The 16,052-nt window shown below is 30.9% G+C and carries 18 protein-coding genes and 1 tRNA gene; 11 read left to right on the forward strand and 8 right to left on the reverse strand.

Annotation, left to right across the window (positions count from 1 at the left end; all coding sequences use genetic code 11):
* Nucleotides 1-98: 98 nt before the first annotated feature.
* A complete protein-coding gene (locus HNV10_RS07020) occupies nucleotides 99-2,057 on the reverse strand; it encodes an endonuclease (protein WP_173300629.1) in 1,959 nt (652 codons plus the stop codon).
* Nucleotides 2,058-2,648: 591 nt separating this feature from the next.
* Here HNV10_RS07020 and HNV10_RS07025 point away from each other — a divergent pair.
* Nucleotides 2,649-2,801, forward strand: a complete 153-nt coding sequence (locus HNV10_RS07025; RefSeq protein WP_173300630.1) for an SsrA-binding protein — start codon at nucleotides 2,649-2,651, stop codon at nucleotides 2,799-2,801.
* A gap of 205 nt (nucleotides 2,802-3,006) precedes the next feature.
* On the opposite strand, the gene HNV10_RS07030 is transcribed toward HNV10_RS07025, so the two are convergent.
* Nucleotides 3,007-3,080, reverse strand: a tRNA-Arg gene (locus HNV10_RS07030).
* 85 nt (nucleotides 3,081-3,165) lie between these two features.
* Here HNV10_RS07030 and HNV10_RS07035 point away from each other — a divergent pair.
* The 6 genes from HNV10_RS07035 to HNV10_RS07060 all read left to right on the forward strand — a co-directional run bounded on the left by HNV10_RS07035 (nucleotide 3,166) and on the right by HNV10_RS07060 (nucleotide 7,455).
* Nucleotides 3,166-3,801: a Crp/Fnr family transcriptional regulator gene (locus HNV10_RS07035; protein ID WP_173300631.1), complete on the forward strand. Its 636-nt coding sequence runs from the start codon at nucleotides 3,166-3,168 to the stop codon at nucleotides 3,799-3,801.
* Between the two features lie 58 nt (nucleotides 3,802-3,859).
* Nucleotides 3,860-4,417, forward strand: a complete 558-nt coding sequence (locus tag HNV10_RS07040; RefSeq protein ID WP_173300632.1) for a YeeE/YedE family protein — start codon at nucleotides 3,860-3,862, stop codon at nucleotides 4,415-4,417.
* Between the two features lie 2 nt (nucleotides 4,418-4,419).
* Nucleotides 4,420-4,836, forward strand: coding sequence for a DUF6691 family protein (locus HNV10_RS07045; protein ID WP_173300633.1), 417 nt, complete (start codon nucleotides 4,420-4,422; stop codon nucleotides 4,834-4,836).
* Entirely contained in the window at nucleotides 4,837-5,640 is an 804-nt protein-coding gene (locus HNV10_RS07050; RefSeq protein WP_173300634.1) for a sulfite exporter TauE/SafE family protein, read from the forward strand.
* Nucleotides 5,641-5,711: 71 nt separating this feature from the next.
* Nucleotides 5,712-7,118 carry an MBL fold metallo-hydrolase gene (locus tag HNV10_RS07055; protein ID WP_173300635.1) on the forward strand — a complete coding sequence of 469 codons (1,407 nt, stop codon included), beginning with the start codon at nucleotides 5,712-5,714 and terminating at the stop codon, nucleotides 7,116-7,118.
* Nucleotides 7,119-7,185: 67 nt separating this feature from the next.
* A complete protein-coding gene (locus HNV10_RS07060; RefSeq protein ID WP_173300636.1) occupies nucleotides 7,186-7,455 on the forward strand; it encodes a heavy-metal-associated domain-containing protein in 270 nt (89 codons plus the stop codon).
* 60 nt (nucleotides 7,456-7,515) lie between these two features.
* Here HNV10_RS07060 and HNV10_RS07065 read toward each other — a convergent pair whose 3' ends face one another.
* The 6 genes from HNV10_RS07065 to HNV10_RS07090 form a co-directional block, all read right to left on the reverse strand.
* Nucleotides 7,516-7,791, reverse strand: coding sequence for an ATP-dependent Clp protease adaptor ClpS (locus HNV10_RS07065; protein WP_173301000.1), 276 nt, complete (start codon nucleotides 7,789-7,791; stop codon nucleotides 7,516-7,518).
* Nucleotides 7,792-7,866: 75 nt separating this feature from the next.
* On the reverse strand, nucleotides 7,867-8,703 hold the full coding sequence (gene prmA, locus HNV10_RS07070) for a 50S ribosomal protein L11 methyltransferase (RefSeq protein WP_173300637.1): 837 nt from the start codon (nucleotides 8,701-8,703) through the stop codon (nucleotides 7,867-7,869).
* A 171-nt stretch (nucleotides 8,704-8,874) separates the two neighbouring features.
* Nucleotides 8,875-9,633 carry a triose-phosphate isomerase gene (gene tpiA / locus HNV10_RS07075; protein WP_173300638.1) on the reverse strand — a complete coding sequence of 253 codons (759 nt, stop codon included), beginning with the start codon at nucleotides 9,631-9,633 and terminating at the stop codon, nucleotides 8,875-8,877.
* A gap of 187 nt (nucleotides 9,634-9,820) precedes the next feature.
* Nucleotides 9,821-10,897: an ABC transporter permease gene (locus HNV10_RS07080; RefSeq protein ID WP_173300639.1), complete on the reverse strand. Its 1,077-nt coding sequence runs from the start codon at nucleotides 10,895-10,897 to the stop codon at nucleotides 9,821-9,823.
* Between the two features lies 1 nt (nucleotide 10,898).
* On the reverse strand, nucleotides 10,899-11,993 hold the full coding sequence (locus HNV10_RS07085) for a BT_3928 family protein (protein WP_173300640.1): 1,095 nt from the start codon (nucleotides 11,991-11,993) through the stop codon (nucleotides 10,899-10,901).
* A gap of 60 nt (nucleotides 11,994-12,053) precedes the next feature.
* On the reverse strand, nucleotides 12,054-12,593 hold the full coding sequence (locus tag HNV10_RS07090) for a DUF1599 domain-containing protein (protein ID WP_173300641.1): 540 nt from the start codon (nucleotides 12,591-12,593) through the stop codon (nucleotides 12,054-12,056).
* A gap of 185 nt (nucleotides 12,594-12,778) precedes the next feature.
* On the opposite strand from HNV10_RS07090, the gene folP reads away from it, so the two are divergent.
* From folP to HNV10_RS07110, 4 genes are all read left to right on the forward strand, one after another.
* The gene (folP, locus tag HNV10_RS07095; protein ID WP_173300642.1) at nucleotides 12,779-13,606 is read left to right on the forward strand and encodes a dihydropteroate synthase; all 828 of its coding nucleotides are present in this window, start codon (nucleotides 12,779-12,781) and stop codon (nucleotides 13,604-13,606) included.
* Between the two features lie 69 nt (nucleotides 13,607-13,675).
* Complete coding sequence (locus HNV10_RS07100) at nucleotides 13,676-14,326, forward strand: hypothetical protein (protein ID WP_173300643.1); 651 nt, start codon at nucleotides 13,676-13,678, stop codon at nucleotides 14,324-14,326.
* Between the two features lie 97 nt (nucleotides 14,327-14,423).
* Nucleotides 14,424-15,206: a diadenylate cyclase CdaA gene (gene cdaA / locus HNV10_RS07105; RefSeq protein WP_173300644.1), complete on the forward strand. Its 783-nt coding sequence runs from the start codon at nucleotides 14,424-14,426 to the stop codon at nucleotides 15,204-15,206.
* Nucleotides 15,206-15,985, forward strand: a complete 780-nt coding sequence (locus tag HNV10_RS07110) for a DUF3667 domain-containing protein (RefSeq protein WP_173300645.1) — start codon at nucleotides 15,206-15,208, stop codon at nucleotides 15,983-15,985. The genes cdaA and HNV10_RS07110 overlap by 1 nt, the downstream gene beginning before the upstream one ends.
* Nucleotides 15,986-16,052 lie beyond the last annotated feature (67 nt).

Consider the following 16,052-nt stretch of genomic DNA (forward strand, 5'->3'; position numbering starts at 1 on the left):
AAATTATAATTTAAAATAGTACAAATGCTAAAGAAGTGGAATAAAAAAAGCCAAACTATATTATTTATAGCTTGGCTTTTTAAATCTAAAATAGGTTACTAATTCACTATTATTTTTTTAATAGCTGTTTGGTTTCCAATATTTAATTTTAAAAGATATAACCCTGAAGCTAATTCTAAATCAATATAATCATTAACGTCATTAAAACGTTTTAATAGCTTTCCGTCAATAGAAAACACTTCAACTTTGGCACTCATATTTAACTGAGAAACAAAAAGTCTTCCGTTTGTTGGGTTAGGAAAAACCTGTACATTATCTACTTCTTTTTCGGTTATGCTTAAAGATTGCATCCAAGTATCTCCAACATTTGTTCCCCAAATATATTCTACCAACAATGGTTGATCTATAAAAGGATTCCTATTTTTTTGCCAATTATAGACTATATTATTTCTATTCATTTCAAAATCATCTGGTGGATCATTTCTATGCCAATTTAATAATGTTTCTAAATCACCTAATTGTCCTGTAATATCTGGAAAACCATTTACCACTGACAAACCATTGTACCTGATTTCCATATACAATACACTTCGTGCAACATCACCTTTAAAGCTTCCCATCGTTCCACTTGGACCATTATATTCTCCATAATGTTGATTGTTACGTGTACTATTCTCTGCTGCATCTGCTGCTCTTAAAGCATGTGCATCAGAATTTCCATGTCGCAAAGAATCTGCTTTAGTTGTCCAATATACATCTATACCATCCGCAATTTCGTCTTCTTCTATATCAAAAAAGCCTCCCAAAGATCTAGGGAAGGTATGCTCCCTATTCCATTTATTAGTATTGTCAGAACCAGTTTGAACATCTAATTTTGCTCTTCCTTCTTCTGTATATAAAAGCCATACTTGGTTACTATTTGCTGGGTTTTGATCTGCTTCATTTAAAATAGTTAATACATCTGCATATGTCTGCGCTCTTACTATTGTTGGATCTGCAATTATATCTTGTAACGCTTGTCTTAGAGCTATATCTGCTAAACCATCTAAACTATCATAATAACCATCTGGTTGTGTACTTTGCACAATTCCGGTTGTTGGATTTAGAGGTGTCCCAAAAGGTGCTATAGTAAAATCATTATCTACAATTCTAACTTCAACAAAATTGTTTGAAGCTACAACTGGCTCTACTAAATCTAAAAATTTAATTTTAGCAACCTCATCTCCTTCGTCGTTAGCATCATCAATTAGTGTAATAGTTGTTGTAACTGAATTTTGACCATTGGGTATAGTTAAAGAAGTATCACCTGTAAAATCAGCACTATTAAACCCATAGTTGTCTAAACTAATATTAAAACTTAAATCTGAAGTAGTACTTGTTTCTGAAGTAAACGTAATATCAAACACAGCATCCTCGTTATATTGTGTTTGTGCAACGGAAATACTTATTGGATTTATATTAATACCAGAACCATCATTTTCTCGTCTTGGAGTGGGTGTTGCAGACGCAAATGTCACATTATCCATATCATCAACATACCTTTGTATAGATTTAGGATTTGTATTAGTTCCATTATCATTATACTGCATAGTTTGCCCAAGTAAAGCCATTAAGCCAGTATCATCAGAATCGTTTGTATCATAAACCATGGCATCAATTAAATTAGTTTGAGTTGCCAATGTACCTTCTGGAAAATCACCAACGCTAGCCTGATAAATACCAACAGCATCAGCGCCATTCTGAATTACATTTTGAGAAATTATTAATTGAGGAAATGGAGCAACTCCCTCACTACCTACAACTAATAATCCATTTATGTCCGTTGAATACCCATTTAAATCTATAACCATATAACTTTTATCTCCACCACTACTAGAGCCATTAAAAAAAACTAGAATATAACCATCAGTTGAAAAATTGGGTGTTTGAGATTTTAATTCTATAAACTCAGCAGTATCTGTACTTGGAGAATCTGGATCTAACTCGTTAATCAATAAAACCTGAGACCAGCTTAAACTAGATATTAACAATAAGACAATAAAAGTAATTTTTTTCATTTCATGATTTTTCACAAAGATAACGGATTAATACATCTTAATGTTAAGTCTAAATTAAATACCAAAATCCTAATAATCTAAAACATGATATTTATCATAAAAGTAAATTCTAAAAAAGATGAAACATTAAATAAATGCCCAATTCAACACCAAAAGCCTCTACGTTTCTAAAAAGAGGCTAATAATCGCCCTACAATTGTAATAATATGTAACTAAAAATTGATTTTTAGTTACATATTATTACTTACATAAAGGAAAGTCACAAATTATTATAACAATTATAATTTATATAGTTACATATTAGAATTCAAATTCGTCGATTTCTTCAAAAAGGTTTGGTAAACAATGCTCTGAGTTTATATATTGAAAACTCAATCAAACAAACAAAGTATATTATTAATTTTTAAAACCAACTAACTATGATGACACTTGTAAAATTAATTATTGAAATTATCATCTCAATATTCTAAATTAGGAAATAACCAATCAAAAAAAAATGTAGAACTTAGTTCTAGAATAAGTTTTACTATTTTTGTCACTTATTGACAAAAGGCAAAAGCACTAATCATCCTTTAGCCACAACCAAAAATCATGAAGACCTCTTTTTTTAAGCTTATTGCAAAAGCCAATAAAGCAATTCTTCCAAGTTATTCTAAAAAACAATTAGACCTCAGCAAAGCTACCAGACTTCAGCTTGCTATAATAGGCTGGCGCGTTTATGTTACAAAAAATGCATTAGGCTAATATTTTTTTAATTATAAAGAAATCTAAATTCTGGAATATTTCAATTATTACATTAATCATTGTTAATAATAGAATTTCAATAACAAACTATTTTATGGAGTAATTAATATAGACAATGCTAATTGTAAAATTTATTTCTACAAAAATATCTTAAAAACAAGAAACCAACACTTTCAAAATTGCTTGAAAGCATTGGTTTTAGTAGTGACCTCGACAGGATTCAAACCTGTAACCTCTTGAGCCGTAATCAAGTGCGCTATTCAGTTGCGCCACGAGGCCTTTTTAAGTGGGTGCAAATATAATACTTTTATTAAAACTCCGCCAAACTATTTATTTCAAATTTTTAAATTAGTATTTTTGAAGTATGATAACGAAAGATTTACTTCAACCCTTTAACTATTTATTCGATACTGAAATAATCGATAATATTGCTAACGTTGCATTTCTAAAAACTTTTAAAAAAGCAGATATCATTATAGATATTGGTCAAGATTTAAATTACATACCATTATTAATTTCAGGTACTATTAAAGTCTTAAGAGAAGATCACAATGGAGATGAACTGCTTCTATATGTTTTAGAAACTGGCGATACTTGCGCGATGTCTCTAACCTGTTGTATGGTGAAGTCTGTAAGCAAAATACGTGCAATTGCAGATGAAGAAGCAACCGTAATAATGATACCAATAGACAATATGAAACTTTGGTTCAATTCTAATGAAACTTGGAGAAACTTTATTTTACATAGTTACCAAGTGCGTTTTGACGAGATGTTAGAGACCATAGACACGCTTGCATTTATGAAAATGGATGAACGCCTATTTAAATATCTTACTGATCAAGTAAAATTATCTGCTTCTACCAATTTAGAAATTACACACCAAGAAATTGCAGAAGACTTGCACACATCTCGTGTTGTTGTGTCTAGACTCTTAAAACAATTAGAGAAAGAGGGCAAAATAGAACTTGGCAGAAATAAAATTTCAGTATTAGATTTTTAGTCACTTTTGTAACACTACTTTTTTTTTAGTAACCTAATTTTGCATTTAAATTTCACCTATGGAATACATTTTACAACCTTGGCCTTGGTATATTTCTGGACCATTGATTGCTATAGTAATGTTTCTACTACTATATTTTGGAAAAACTTTTGGTATGTCCTCTAACTTAAGAACCTTATGTGCCATTGGCGGAGCAGGTAAAAGGGTAGAATTCTTTAACTACGAATGGAAAAACCATCGTTGGAATTTAGTAGTTGTCCTTGGAGCCATTTTTGGTGGTTTTATAGCGCATTATTTTTTATCGAACCCTATTAACATTAATCTTAGTGAACAAACTATAAAAGATTTAAATGCATTAGGCTTTAATAATGTTGGTAAAAGTTTATTACCTGCAGAATTATTTAGTTGGAATGCTGTACTTAGCCTTAAGGGAATTTTAATTCTTGTTATTGGAGGTTTTTTAGTTGGCTTCGGTACACGTTATGCAGGCGGTTGTACTTCTGGCCATGCGATTACTGGCTTAAGCAGTTTACAGCTTCCATCGTTAGTTGCCGTTATTGGTTTCTTTTTAGGTGGTTTAATTATGATTCATCTTATTTATCCAATATTATTTTAATTATGGGAAAGTTTTTAAAATTTTTTGCCGTTGGTCTTTTCTTCGGAATTGTTTTAGTAAAATCAGAAGCAGTTTCGTGGTTTCGTATTTTCGAAATGTTTAAGTTCCAATCATTTCATATGTATGGTATTATTGGTACTGCAGTTGGTACAGGTATAATACTACTATTGATTTCTAAAAAAATAAAATTAAAAAATACAACAGGCTCTTTTTTAAGAGTTCCTATAAAAGAGCGCGGTTTTAGGCGTTATATTATAGGAGGTACAATTTTTGGATTAGGTTGGGCTCTATGTGGCGCATGCCCTGGACCAATGTACATTTTAATTGGTACAGGTGCATTTTCAATATTAATTGTAATTGCAGCTGCATTATTAGGCACATTTGTATACGGATTGTTAAATGATAAATTACCACATTAAATGGATTTAGTTCAAATATTAGGATATTTGGGTGCTTTAATTGTTGGACTTGTACTAGGCCTCATAGGTGGAGGTGGTTCAATATTAACAGTCCCTATTTTAGTTTATTTTTTAGGCTTTAGCCCAATATTAGCTACGAGTTACTCACTTTTTGTAGTTGGCAGTACTGCATTAATAGGCACATTAAGAAATATTAAAAATAATACAATAGATTTTAAGACTGCAATTATATTTGCTATACCTTCAATTCTCACAGTATTTATGGTGAGAAGTTTGGTAATTCCTAACTTACCAGAAGTGTTTTTTTCTATAGGCAGTTTTAATCTTACAAACTCGCTATTTATAATGTTATTATTTGCAACAATTATGCTTTTAGCTGGTTGGACAATGATAAAATCTAAAGATATTATTGCAGATAATGAAATAAAAGAATACGACAACAATCATTATTTAGCTATTGGAACCCAAGCCATTGGTATAGGTGCGTTGGCTGGTTTAGTAGGTGCTGGTGGAGGATTTTTAATTGTGCCTGCATTAGTTCTATTAGTAAAACTACCTATTAAAAAAGCTATTAGTACTTCGTTGTTTATAATAGCGATTCAATCATTAATTGGATTTTTAGGCGATTTAAATACGTTAACTATAGATTGGAAATTCTTAATCACTTTTACCCTCATTTCTATTGTGGGAATTTTTATAGGATTAGCACTTGCTAAAAAAATTAGTCCAAAAGGTTTAAAAAGAGGATTTGGTTATTTTACTATTATTATGGCAATATATATTGTCTACAAAGAACTTTTTTAACACTCTTTGTGATAAATATCACATTTCAAAATAACAAGTTTAGTAAATTTGTAAAACGTTAAATTTTAAATATGAAAATCGAACAATTATATACGGGTTGTCTAGCGCAAGGTGCATATTATATTGAATCTGAAGGTGAAGTTGCTATTATAGATCCACTAAGAGAAGTTCAGCAATATATAGACAAGGCTACGGCCAATAATTCAAAGATTAAGTATATTTTAGAAACTCACTTCCATGCCGACTTTGTATCTGGCCATGTAGATTTAGCAAAAAAGACTGGTGCAACTATTGTTTTTGGACCTGGTGCTACTACTGAGTATAATATCCATACTGCAACAGATGGAGAAGAACTAAAACTTGGAAAAGTAACAATTAAAGTTTTACACACACCTGGACACACTTTAGAATCAGCCACCTATTTACTTATTGATGAAAACAGAAAAGAGCACGCTATATTTTCTGGTGATACATTGTTTTTAGGAGATGTTGGCAGACCAGATTTAGCTATAAAATCTAATTTAACAAAAGAAGATTTAGCTGGTATGTTATTCGATTCGCTAAGACATAAAATTATGCCTTTAGCAGATGATGTTATTGTATATCCTGCTCATGGCGCAGGTTCTGCTTGTGGCAAAAACCTAAGTAAAGAAACTGTAGGTGTTTTAGGTGAACAGAAAAGAACAAATTATGCTTTACGTGCTGATATGACAAAAGAAGAATTTGTAAAAGAAGTATTAGAAGGCATACCTCCTCCTCCTCAGTATTTTGCTAAAAATGCTATGATGAACAAAATGGGCTATGATACTTTTGAAACAGTTTTAAAAACCGGAAATGTAGCTCTTAACCCTGAAGATTTTGAAGCTCTGGCTAACCATGAATCTGCTTTAGTACTAGATGTAAGAACTGAATCTGAATTTCTTAAAGGCCACATTCCTAATTCAATTTTTATTGGTTTGAATGGTGGATTTGCACCATGGGTTGGTGCTTTAATTAAAGACATTAAACAACCTCTTATTTTGGTTGTTCCTGAAGGAAAATCAGAAGAAGCAGTTACAAGATTATCTAGAGTTGGATACGACAATACTTTGGGTTATCTAGAAGGTGGATTAGAAGCTTGGAAAAACGCAGGTAAAGATATAGAAACCATAGACTCAATTTCTGCAGAAGAATTTGCAGCTAAAGCAAAAGAAGGTAAGCTAAACATATTAGATGTAAGAAAAGATGGTGAATACTTATCATCTCATATTATAGATGCTCAGCATATACCCTTAGATTTTATTAATGATAAAATGAATGAAGTTGAAAAAGACAAAACATACTATGTACATTGCGCAGGTGGTTATCGATCTGTAATTGCTGAGTCTATACTTAAAGCAAGAGGATTTAACAAACTGGTTGATGTGTTAGGTGGATTTGGCGCTATCAAAGACACGGATTTACCTGTTACGGATTATGTTTGTCCTACAACGTTATAAAACACTAAATTTAAAAATCTTGACCTTTCTGGTTTTATAATCTCTATTGGTCAAAAAATAAAAACCCATGAAAAATACACTAAACATACAAAACTTAAAATGTGGTGGTTGTGCAAATACAATTGTTACACAACTATCTAAATTAGATGGTATAACTGAAGTTGAAGTAAATAATGATACTGATGAAGTTAGTTTCATTGCTATTTCTGAAAAAGAAATTGAAACTGTAAAGAATAGGTTATCAGATTTGGGTTATCCAATTGTTGGTGATGCTAATACTTTACCTAAAAAAGCAAAATCTTTTGTTAGCTGTGCTGTTGGTAGAATGACAAAATAGAGAACTATAATACTCTAAATTATAATGCATAAAAAATCCCACTCAAAGTGGGATTTTTTATTATACTATTTCTGCACTAAGACCTGCTTGTAAGAGTTTAGAACATCTTGGCTCCAAATCCTCATAAGAACCTGTTTTTACAGTACACTTGCCTTTATAATGCACCAATAAAGCACATTGCTCTGCTTGCTCTGGCATATGATCACAAGCATAAATAAGTGTATCAATGACATGATCAAAGGTATTAACCTCATCATTAAACAATACAATCTCGTTTTCCTTTAAGACCTCTTCTTCTACAAGAAGCTCTTCTGAGTATTTTTCTTTAGTCATAATTTTAAGCAATCTTATTTTACATTAAAACCGCACTTAAACAAGCTTATTACTTTAAAAATGCTCAATTAAGTTGTACTAATTTATAAATTTTAACGAAACCCAAAGCCCTTTTTGTATAGTTTTCTCTAATTTTAACATCTGTTTATTACATTCTTCCTCAATAATAGGAATATCTTCTTGATAAAAACCACTTAAAAATAAGCTACCATTTACATTTAAACATTTAGCATAACTCTTAATATCTGCTAAGAGAATATTTCTATTAATATTAGCGATAATGCTATCGTACTTTTTTCCTTCTAGTAACTTTACGTCACCTTCGTAAACAGAAATATTATGACAATCGTTACGTTCTACATTTTCTAAACTATTGAGATAACACCAATTGTCTATATCAATTGCATCTAGTTTTGCAGCTCCTACTTTTTCTGCTAAAATAGCCAAAACACCTGTTCCACATCCCATATCTAAAACCGATTTCCCTTTAAAATCATTATTTAAAATATGCTGAATCATCATGTGAGTTGTTTCGTGATGTCCTGTTCCGAAACTCATTTTTGGCTCAATGATTAAATCGTATTTGGTATCTGGTTTTTCATGAAAAGGTGCACGTACAGAAACTAAATTATCTACAATGATTGGGTTAAAATTTTTCTCCCACTCCTCATTCCAATTGGTTTGTTCTATTTCGCTGAATTCTGAGGTTATTTCAAATTCATCTGAACTTAGAATATAAATATCATCTAAAATAGTTTCATTCCATTCGTCTTTCTGAATATAAGCCGTAACGCCTTCTTCTGTTTCTACAAAACTCTCAAAACCTGCATAACCGAGTTCTGCTATTAAAATTTCGGTTGCTGGTTGTAATGGCTTTACTTTAAAATTGTAACCTATATATATTGTATTGGACATGTTGCTCTAAGATTGTTGTATAACGGACGGTAATTTGAATAAGGTAAGTTAGTTTGATGCGTTAGCGGTAGAAACGGCATCCTTTTTATTTGGTGGCTCTAAAAAAGCCACCGAATAAAAAGATATAGTGAATGACGCGACCCTTGTGGTAACGCCCAAATTATTAAAAATTTAAAAAGCTGTAATTATAGCGTGAAAATCTTCAGCGTTTAAGGCTGCTCCACCAATTAATCCACCATCTACATCTGGCTTACCAAAAATCTCTTTAGCATTGGCTGGTTTTACGCTTCCACCATAAAGGATAGATACGTTATTTGCAACGTCGTCTCCATACTTATCTGCTAAAGTTTTTCTTATAAATGCATGCATGTCTTGTGCTTGCTCTGGACTCGCAGTTTCACCTGTACCAATTGCCCAAACTGGCTCATAAGCTAATACGATATTTTTAAAGTCGTCACCTTTTAAGTGAAATAAAGCATTTTTAATTTGACCTCCAACAACAGCTTCTTCGTTACCTGCTTTTCTGTCTGCTAACTCTTCTCCGAAACAGAAAATAACTTCCATTTTATTTGCTAATGCTGCATTTACTTTTTCTGCTAAAAGTGCATCCGTTTCTCCAAAATAAGCACGTCTTTCTGAGTGACCTAAAATTACAGTCTTAACACCAATACTTTTTAACATATCTGCAGAAATCTCACCTGTAAAAGCACCATTGGTTGCTTGATGCATGTTTTGTGCAGCAACTTCTACTTTAGATTTTTTAGCACGTTTTACGGCTGCGGTAAGATTTACAAATGTTGGAGCAACAATGACTCTAGTATTTTTTAAATCATCTTTCTTGATTGACTTTTTGACTTGTTTAACCAACTTTTTAGTGGCTTTTAAATCATTGTTCATTTTCCAATTTCCGGCTACGATGTTTTTTCTCATAATGTTATATTTATACTTCTTAAAATAAGTAGTTATTGACTTGTTTTTTTACAATACAAAAATAAGATAAAAAGACGACACAAATCTTGTCTTAAGACAGTAATAATCAGCGAAAACGTTATAGAAACAATGATTTTCTTTTAATCTATACGATTGTTATAATAGCATGTTTATTTATGCCTTTTATTTAAGATAATTTTACTCTAGGATCGAGCCATGCGTAGATAATATCTACAAAAATATTTATAGTAATAAATATTATAGCTATTACTAATACAGCTCCCATTATTACTGGTAAATCTAAGGTGTTTAGTGCGTTTACTATTTCTTTCCCTAAACCATTCCAACCAAATATGTATTCTACAAAAACGGCTCCTGCCAGCATTGATGCAAACCATCCAGAAATTGCCGTAACCACTGGATTTAAAGCATTTTTTATAGCATGTTTTTTAATAACCTGATACTCACTTAAGCCTTTGGCTCTTGCTGTTCTTATGTAATCTTGATTCAGCACCTCTAGCAATGAATTTCGCATTAACTGAATAACAACTGCTAATGGACGAATGCCTAAAACAATGGCTGGAAGTATTAAATTTTTCCATTTTATAATCATTTTTTCTCCAAAGTCATCGAGCTCGTATAAACTACCTGTCATTTCTAAGTTGGTGTATTTATGTAACACATAACCAAATAACCACGCAAATAAAATGGCACTAAAAAAAGAAGGAACACTCATGCCAAATGTGCTTAACACTTGAATGGTTTTATCTATCCAAGTGTCTTTGTATAGTGCAGATATAGTACCGAAAACAATACCTAATAGTATGGCTATTACAATTGCAGAAACTGCTAAAACAAAAGTGTTTGGGATAGTTTCTCCTATAACTTGCGTTACTTTTTTACCTTGTTTGGTAAAGGATTCTCGTAAATATGGTGTTTTTAATACCATTGTTGTATTACCTATTTCAAAAAGTTCTGTTGCTGAATATTTATTAGTACTTAAATATGTATAATCCTTTGGTGAACTTGAGTGAAATGAAATGGGTGACAAATCATTGAGATAATACAAAAACTGGGTTCCTATTGGCTTATCAAATCCATATTTTTGTTTTACAGAAGCAACTTGTTCTGCCGTTTGGTTTTGACCAAGCATCATTTTTGCTGGATCACCAGGCAGAATATTGAATAAAAAGAAAATGACAGTAACAACACCTAATAAGGTGAGAAATGCGTAAAAAATTTTATTTATAAAATACCTAATCAAATTATAGCTCTATATCTTCAAAATCATTCCAATGTGCTTTATCCGTAACAGTACCCTTATTAAAAAGTATCACTCCAGGATTTGAGCGTACAATAGTTTTAACTACTTTTTCATCGGAAGAATAAAATTCAAAATTTAGATTATAATCTTGTTTTAATTGTTCTATATCGTCTGGTCCAGAAGCTGTTATTCCTATTACAGTATAACCCTTTGTGATAGCCAAATCTGTAAAAGATTTTAATTTACTTAAGCCTTGTTCTTCAGCCTTTGGAATTGCATATACTGTAACAATTAATAATTTATCTTCATTTAAAAAAAAGTCTAAATGATTTTCTCCATCAGATTCTATAGTAAAATCTTGAATTGGTGGCACATAACCTTCTTCTATAACTTTAGTTTCTACACCAATAAATTCACCGTCTACTTTTGGGTAACTTCCGTTTGTAACAAACTCTTGATTTTCGCCATTTACATTAAATGTCCATGTGTATTCTGAAACTGGTTTTGCAGCATCTTCAGGTATTGCAATTTGATCTTGTATATTTTTACCTATTGCATAGGCTCTAAAGTCTATTACTGGTAGATGCATTAAAACATGATACCCAAACCATAGTGAAACCACAAAGCTCAATAATGCAATTATAGTTGTTGGTAAATTTTTAAAAATAGGTTTAATATATTTTATACCAACAAACAAAATTAAAATAAGCACTAATAGTATTACATCTTTAGTAAAAGTTCCCCAAGGTGTTAACTTTACAGCATCACCAAAACACCCACAATCTTTAACTTTATCGAAATAAGCAGAATAGAATGTTAGGAATGTAAAAAACAGAATCATTAACAAAAGACTCCAAATAGTAAATTTTGGTTTGTACCCTATTAATAAAAATACGCCTAAAATTAATTCGTAAACTACAACTATGACAGAGATACCTAGTGCATAAGGCATTAAAAATTCTAAATTTAGCACGTCTGCACCAAAATACTCTTCTAGTTTGTATGAAAACCCTAATGGATCATCTAGTTTAATGAATCCTGAAATGATAAATAGTACTCCAACTAAAACTCTGCTAATCTGTACAATATACTTCATTTTTTATATTTTAATTCTCTTTATTTTAAAGTCATTAACCAAAAAAAATTGATTTCTGTATTAATTTGCTTCTAAATGAATCAATGCAAAAACTGCATAATTAATCATGTCTTGATAATTAGCATCAATACCTTCACTAACTATAGTTTTACCAGCATTATCCTCAATTTGCTTAACACGTAATAATTTTTGCAAAATTAAATCGGTTAACGAGCTCACACGCATATCTCTCCAAGCTTCACCATAATCATGGTTTTTGTCTAGCATTAACTGCTTTGTAATTGCTATTTTTTCATCGTAAAGTTCTGTGGCTTCTTCAGTGTTTAAATCGGGTTGCTCTACCACACCCTTATCTAACTGCACCAATGCCATAGCACAATAATTAATAATACCAATAAACTCACTAACTTCTCCTTCGTCTACTTTTCTAACATCATTTTGCTGCAAGCCTCTAATACGTTGTGCTTTTATAAAAATCTGATCAGTTAAAGATGGTAATCTTAGTATGCGCCATGCACTGCCATAATCTCTCATTTTATTTATAAAAAGTGCCCTACATTTTGCTATAACCGCATCGTATTGTTTTGAAGTATCTTGCATTTATAAAAAGTTAAATTCTAGTTTTAAGTTATTTATTTTTTTGTCTAAAAATAATTAGAACAACGACTAACCAGAAATATGTAATTCTCGATTATCGAGTAAAATTTCCGTAAATTTCGCATAAATAAATTAGAAGTTCAAAGTTTGAGGTTTAAAGTTTTCTTAACGCCTTTTTTAGATGAAACATGAAAATAAATTGTAAAGGAAAATTAATAGATTTATCGGCTCCTAAAGTAATGGGAATCCTTAATGTTACACCAGATTCGTTTTTTGATGGTGGAAAATACAAGGATGAAACTGAAATTTTAAATCAGGTGGAAACCATGCTTAAACACAAAGCTACATTTATAGATATTGGTGGTTACAGCTCTAGACCAAATGCAGATGATGTTAGTGAAACCGAAGAACTTAACCGTGTTTTACCTGTTATTGAGTTAATATTGAAGCATTTCCCTGAAACATTAATTTCTATTGATACTTTTAGAAGTGAGGTTGCCAAACAATGTATTGAAGCTGGTGCTGCTTTAGTCAACGATATTTCTGCTGGTCAACTCGACTCTAATATGCTTGCAACCGTCGGAAAACTAAGTGTTCCATACATTATGATGCACATGAAAGGCACTCCTAAAACCATGCAACAACAAACTCAATATAAAGATTTAGCTAAAGAAGTAATTTCTTATTTTGCGGAACGTATTAAAGCTGCACACCAAGAAAAAATTAATGATATCATTATAGATCCTGGATTTGGTTTTGCAAAAACAACTGAACAAAATTTTAAATTGTTGAACGAACTAGAATTACTACAAATGCTAGACAAACCAATCCTTGCTGGTATTTCTAGAAAATCTATGATTTATAAAACCTTAAACTCAACTTCAAAAGAAGCACTAAACGGAACAACAGCTTTACATATGGTGGCTCTACAAAAAGGAGCTAAACTTTTACGTGCGCACGATGTAAAAGAAGCCATGGAATGTATCATCCTTTATAATCAATTGAAATCTAATTAACTTATGCGTTTTACTTATTTACTTTTAATTTTAAGTTGCTTTTGCTTTAGCTGTAACTTTGAACGAGTTTTGATATTACCAGAAATTGAAAATGCCGAAATCACAGAGGTGTTAGACGTTTCTCCAGGATATGTTTTTTACGATGAAACACAGCCTGATTCAACTTTATTAAATCGAAAAAATCTAATTGTTAGCACCAATTGGCTAATAAATGTTGATAAGCGCTTAACGCTTAAACAAGCCATTCCGCACATTAAATTCTTACAAGACAAAAAACGAAATGCAGAAATGCATAAAAATGAAGATGCTAAAAATTATTTTTCTTGTAATGACATAAGTAAAAAAAGTTTAGGCTTTTTAGAATTTACGGATGTACATTTTGAAATAATTAATACGCATAAAGACTCCATTCCTTTTTATGCATCAAAATCCAAGCTTGTTGAAGACGAAGTAAACTCAGAATTTTCCATTTCAGAAACATACCTTATTATTAATTCTAAGAACAAAAATGAAGTTGAAAATTTAATAAAACCCGTTTTAGAACAAAAAAAACAAATCGTACTTGCTTTGCCAGATGAAAACATGAAAATTAAAGGGTTTTCTATAGATATGTATTTTGATAAAAACTTAAGTTTTCAAGATTATATTACTATAAAATATAAGTTAGATGAATTGAACGTTGATAAATTCAAAATTATAACTAATGAGTTTATCTACTAATAAAAAATCTTCTATATTTTTAATTTCAAAAATTATAGATTATAATTTTCAACTTCAAATAAACATAAATACTTAAATTAGCAAAAACACTAACCGTTTGGAAAACTTACAACTTTGGGATTTTAGATTTATAGACTTTGTGGATGTCTTCCTTGTGGCTATACTTCTTTATTACATCTATAAACTTGTAAAAGGAACGGTTGCTATCAATATTTTTATAGGAATCCTTGTTATTTATTTTGCTTGGCGATTAACTGATTTCCTTAATATGCGTATGCTTTATAGCATTTTTGACGGTTTTATGAAGGTAGGAATTATTGCCTTAATCGTTGTCTTTCAGCCTGAAATTAGAAAATTTTTATTACTCGTAGGCTCTACAAATATTGGAGGTAAAAAGGGCATTTTTAAAAACTTTAAATTCTTAAAAAACGAAGATCAAACCTCTACAGATGTTGACGCTATTATTAATGCTTGCAATAAAATGGGAGCAACAAACACAGGTGCCTTGATAGTAATAGAACGCAATAACAATTTAGATTTCTTAACTGATACTGGTGACGAGATGAATATTTTAGTCTCGCAACCCATTATAGAAAGCATATTTTTTAAAAATAGTCCATTGCATGATGGCGCTATAATTATAGATAAAAATATTGTAAAAGCAACACGTGTTATTCTCCCTGTGAATAATGAAAAAAATATTCCAGAGCGTTTTGGTTTACGCCATAGAGCTGCTATTGGTATTACTGAAAAAACAGATGCCTTAGCACTTTGTGTAAGTGAAGAAACTGGACAAATTTCTTATATAAAAAATGGCGATTTTGTAATATTTAAGGATACAGCGGAGCTTACTCAAAAAATTAAAGAAGATTTACGCTAGTGAACTGTAAAAATTGCAATAATAAGCTTAAAGCCACGCAAAAATATTGTGATGAATGTGGTGCAAAAATTATTCAAAACAGGTTAAAACCACAAGTATTAGTTGCTCAAGTTAATGAGCAATTCCTTTGTGTAGACAATAAATTTCTCCGCACTTTTATTCACCTTTTCACTAAACCAGAAATGGTAATTGTTAGTTATATAGATGGTACCAGAAAAAAATATATCGACGTCTTACAATATTTTGCTATTGCCTTGACCTTAGCTGGTATTCAATTATTTATAATGAGTACGTTTTTTAAAGAGTCTTTAGATTTTCAGAGTGGTTTTGTGGACGGCCTTAATTCTTCTACAGCACAAAAAGATAATCCTTTCAAAGGTATCGACACTGAAAGTTTTAGCAAATTCCAGAGTGTAATTTACATTTTAATTGTTCCTTTTTATGCATTAGGGACGTGGTTCACCTATTATCTTTTAAATGAAAGAGTTTATAATTTCACAGAACATATTGTTATAAACTTATATTATAATGCTCAAGTTATTATACTTACGGCTGTATTTGGTACTCTATTCGCTATAATTGGAGTTGAATATTATATAGTATCTCTGATATTATTTGTTCCGACATTTCTTTATTTATTCTATATTTTGAAACGTGTATTTAAAGATACTTTTTGGGCTGCATTTTTGCGATTCTTAATTGCAAGTTTCATCGCAATGACGTCCATGTTTATTATTGGTATTGTTATTACATTAATCTTTATAATATTCTCTATTTAAAACATTATGCAGACTTTAAGTCCATTTGCATAATCTCTTATAAGCATTGATAAATACCTCAACCCTA

The organism is Winogradskyella litoriviva (assembly GCF_013249065.1).
In the GTDB taxonomy this organism is placed as follows: domain Bacteria; phylum Bacteroidota; class Bacteroidia; order Flavobacteriales; family Flavobacteriaceae; genus Winogradskyella; species Winogradskyella litoriviva.

Excerpts from the sequence above, each read along its gene's own strand:
- HNV10_RS07020 (WP_173300629.1), bottom strand. The coding sequence starts at position 2,057 with ATGAAAAAAATTACTTTTATTGTCTTATTGTTAATATCTAGTTTAAGC.
- HNV10_RS07025 (WP_173300630.1), top strand. The coding sequence starts at position 2,649 with ATGAAGACCTCTTTTTTTAAGCTTATTGCAAAAGCCAATAAAGCAATT.
- HNV10_RS07035 (WP_173300631.1), top strand. The coding sequence starts at position 3,166 with ATGATAACGAAAGATTTACTTCAACCCTTTAACTATTTATTCGATACT.
- HNV10_RS07040 (WP_173300632.1), top strand. The coding sequence starts at position 3,860 with ATGGAATACATTTTACAACCTTGGCCTTGGTATATTTCTGGACCATTG.
- HNV10_RS07045 (WP_173300633.1), top strand. The coding sequence starts at position 4,420 with ATGGGAAAGTTTTTAAAATTTTTTGCCGTTGGTCTTTTCTTCGGAATT.
- HNV10_RS07050 (WP_173300634.1), top strand. The coding sequence starts at position 4,837 with ATGGATTTAGTTCAAATATTAGGATATTTGGGTGCTTTAATTGTTGGA.
- HNV10_RS07055 (WP_173300635.1), top strand. The coding sequence starts at position 5,712 with ATGAAAATCGAACAATTATATACGGGTTGTCTAGCGCAAGGTGCATAT.
- HNV10_RS07060 (WP_173300636.1), top strand. The coding sequence starts at position 7,186 with ATGAAAAATACACTAAACATACAAAACTTAAAATGTGGTGGTTGTGCA.
- prmA (WP_173300637.1), bottom strand. The coding sequence starts at position 8,703 with ATGTCCAATACAATATATATAGGTTACAATTTTAAAGTAAAGCCATTA.
- tpiA (WP_173300638.1), bottom strand. The coding sequence starts at position 9,633 with ATGAGAAAAAACATCGTAGCCGGAAATTGGAAAATGAACAATGATTTA.
- HNV10_RS07085 (WP_173300640.1), bottom strand. The coding sequence starts at position 11,993 with ATGAAGTATATTGTACAGATTAGCAGAGTTTTAGTTGGAGTACTATTT.
- HNV10_RS07090 (WP_173300641.1), bottom strand. The coding sequence starts at position 12,593 with ATGCAAGATACTTCAAAACAATACGATGCGGTTATAGCAAAATGTAGG.
- folP (WP_173300642.1), top strand. The coding sequence starts at position 12,779 with ATGAAAATAAATTGTAAAGGAAAATTAATAGATTTATCGGCTCCTAAA.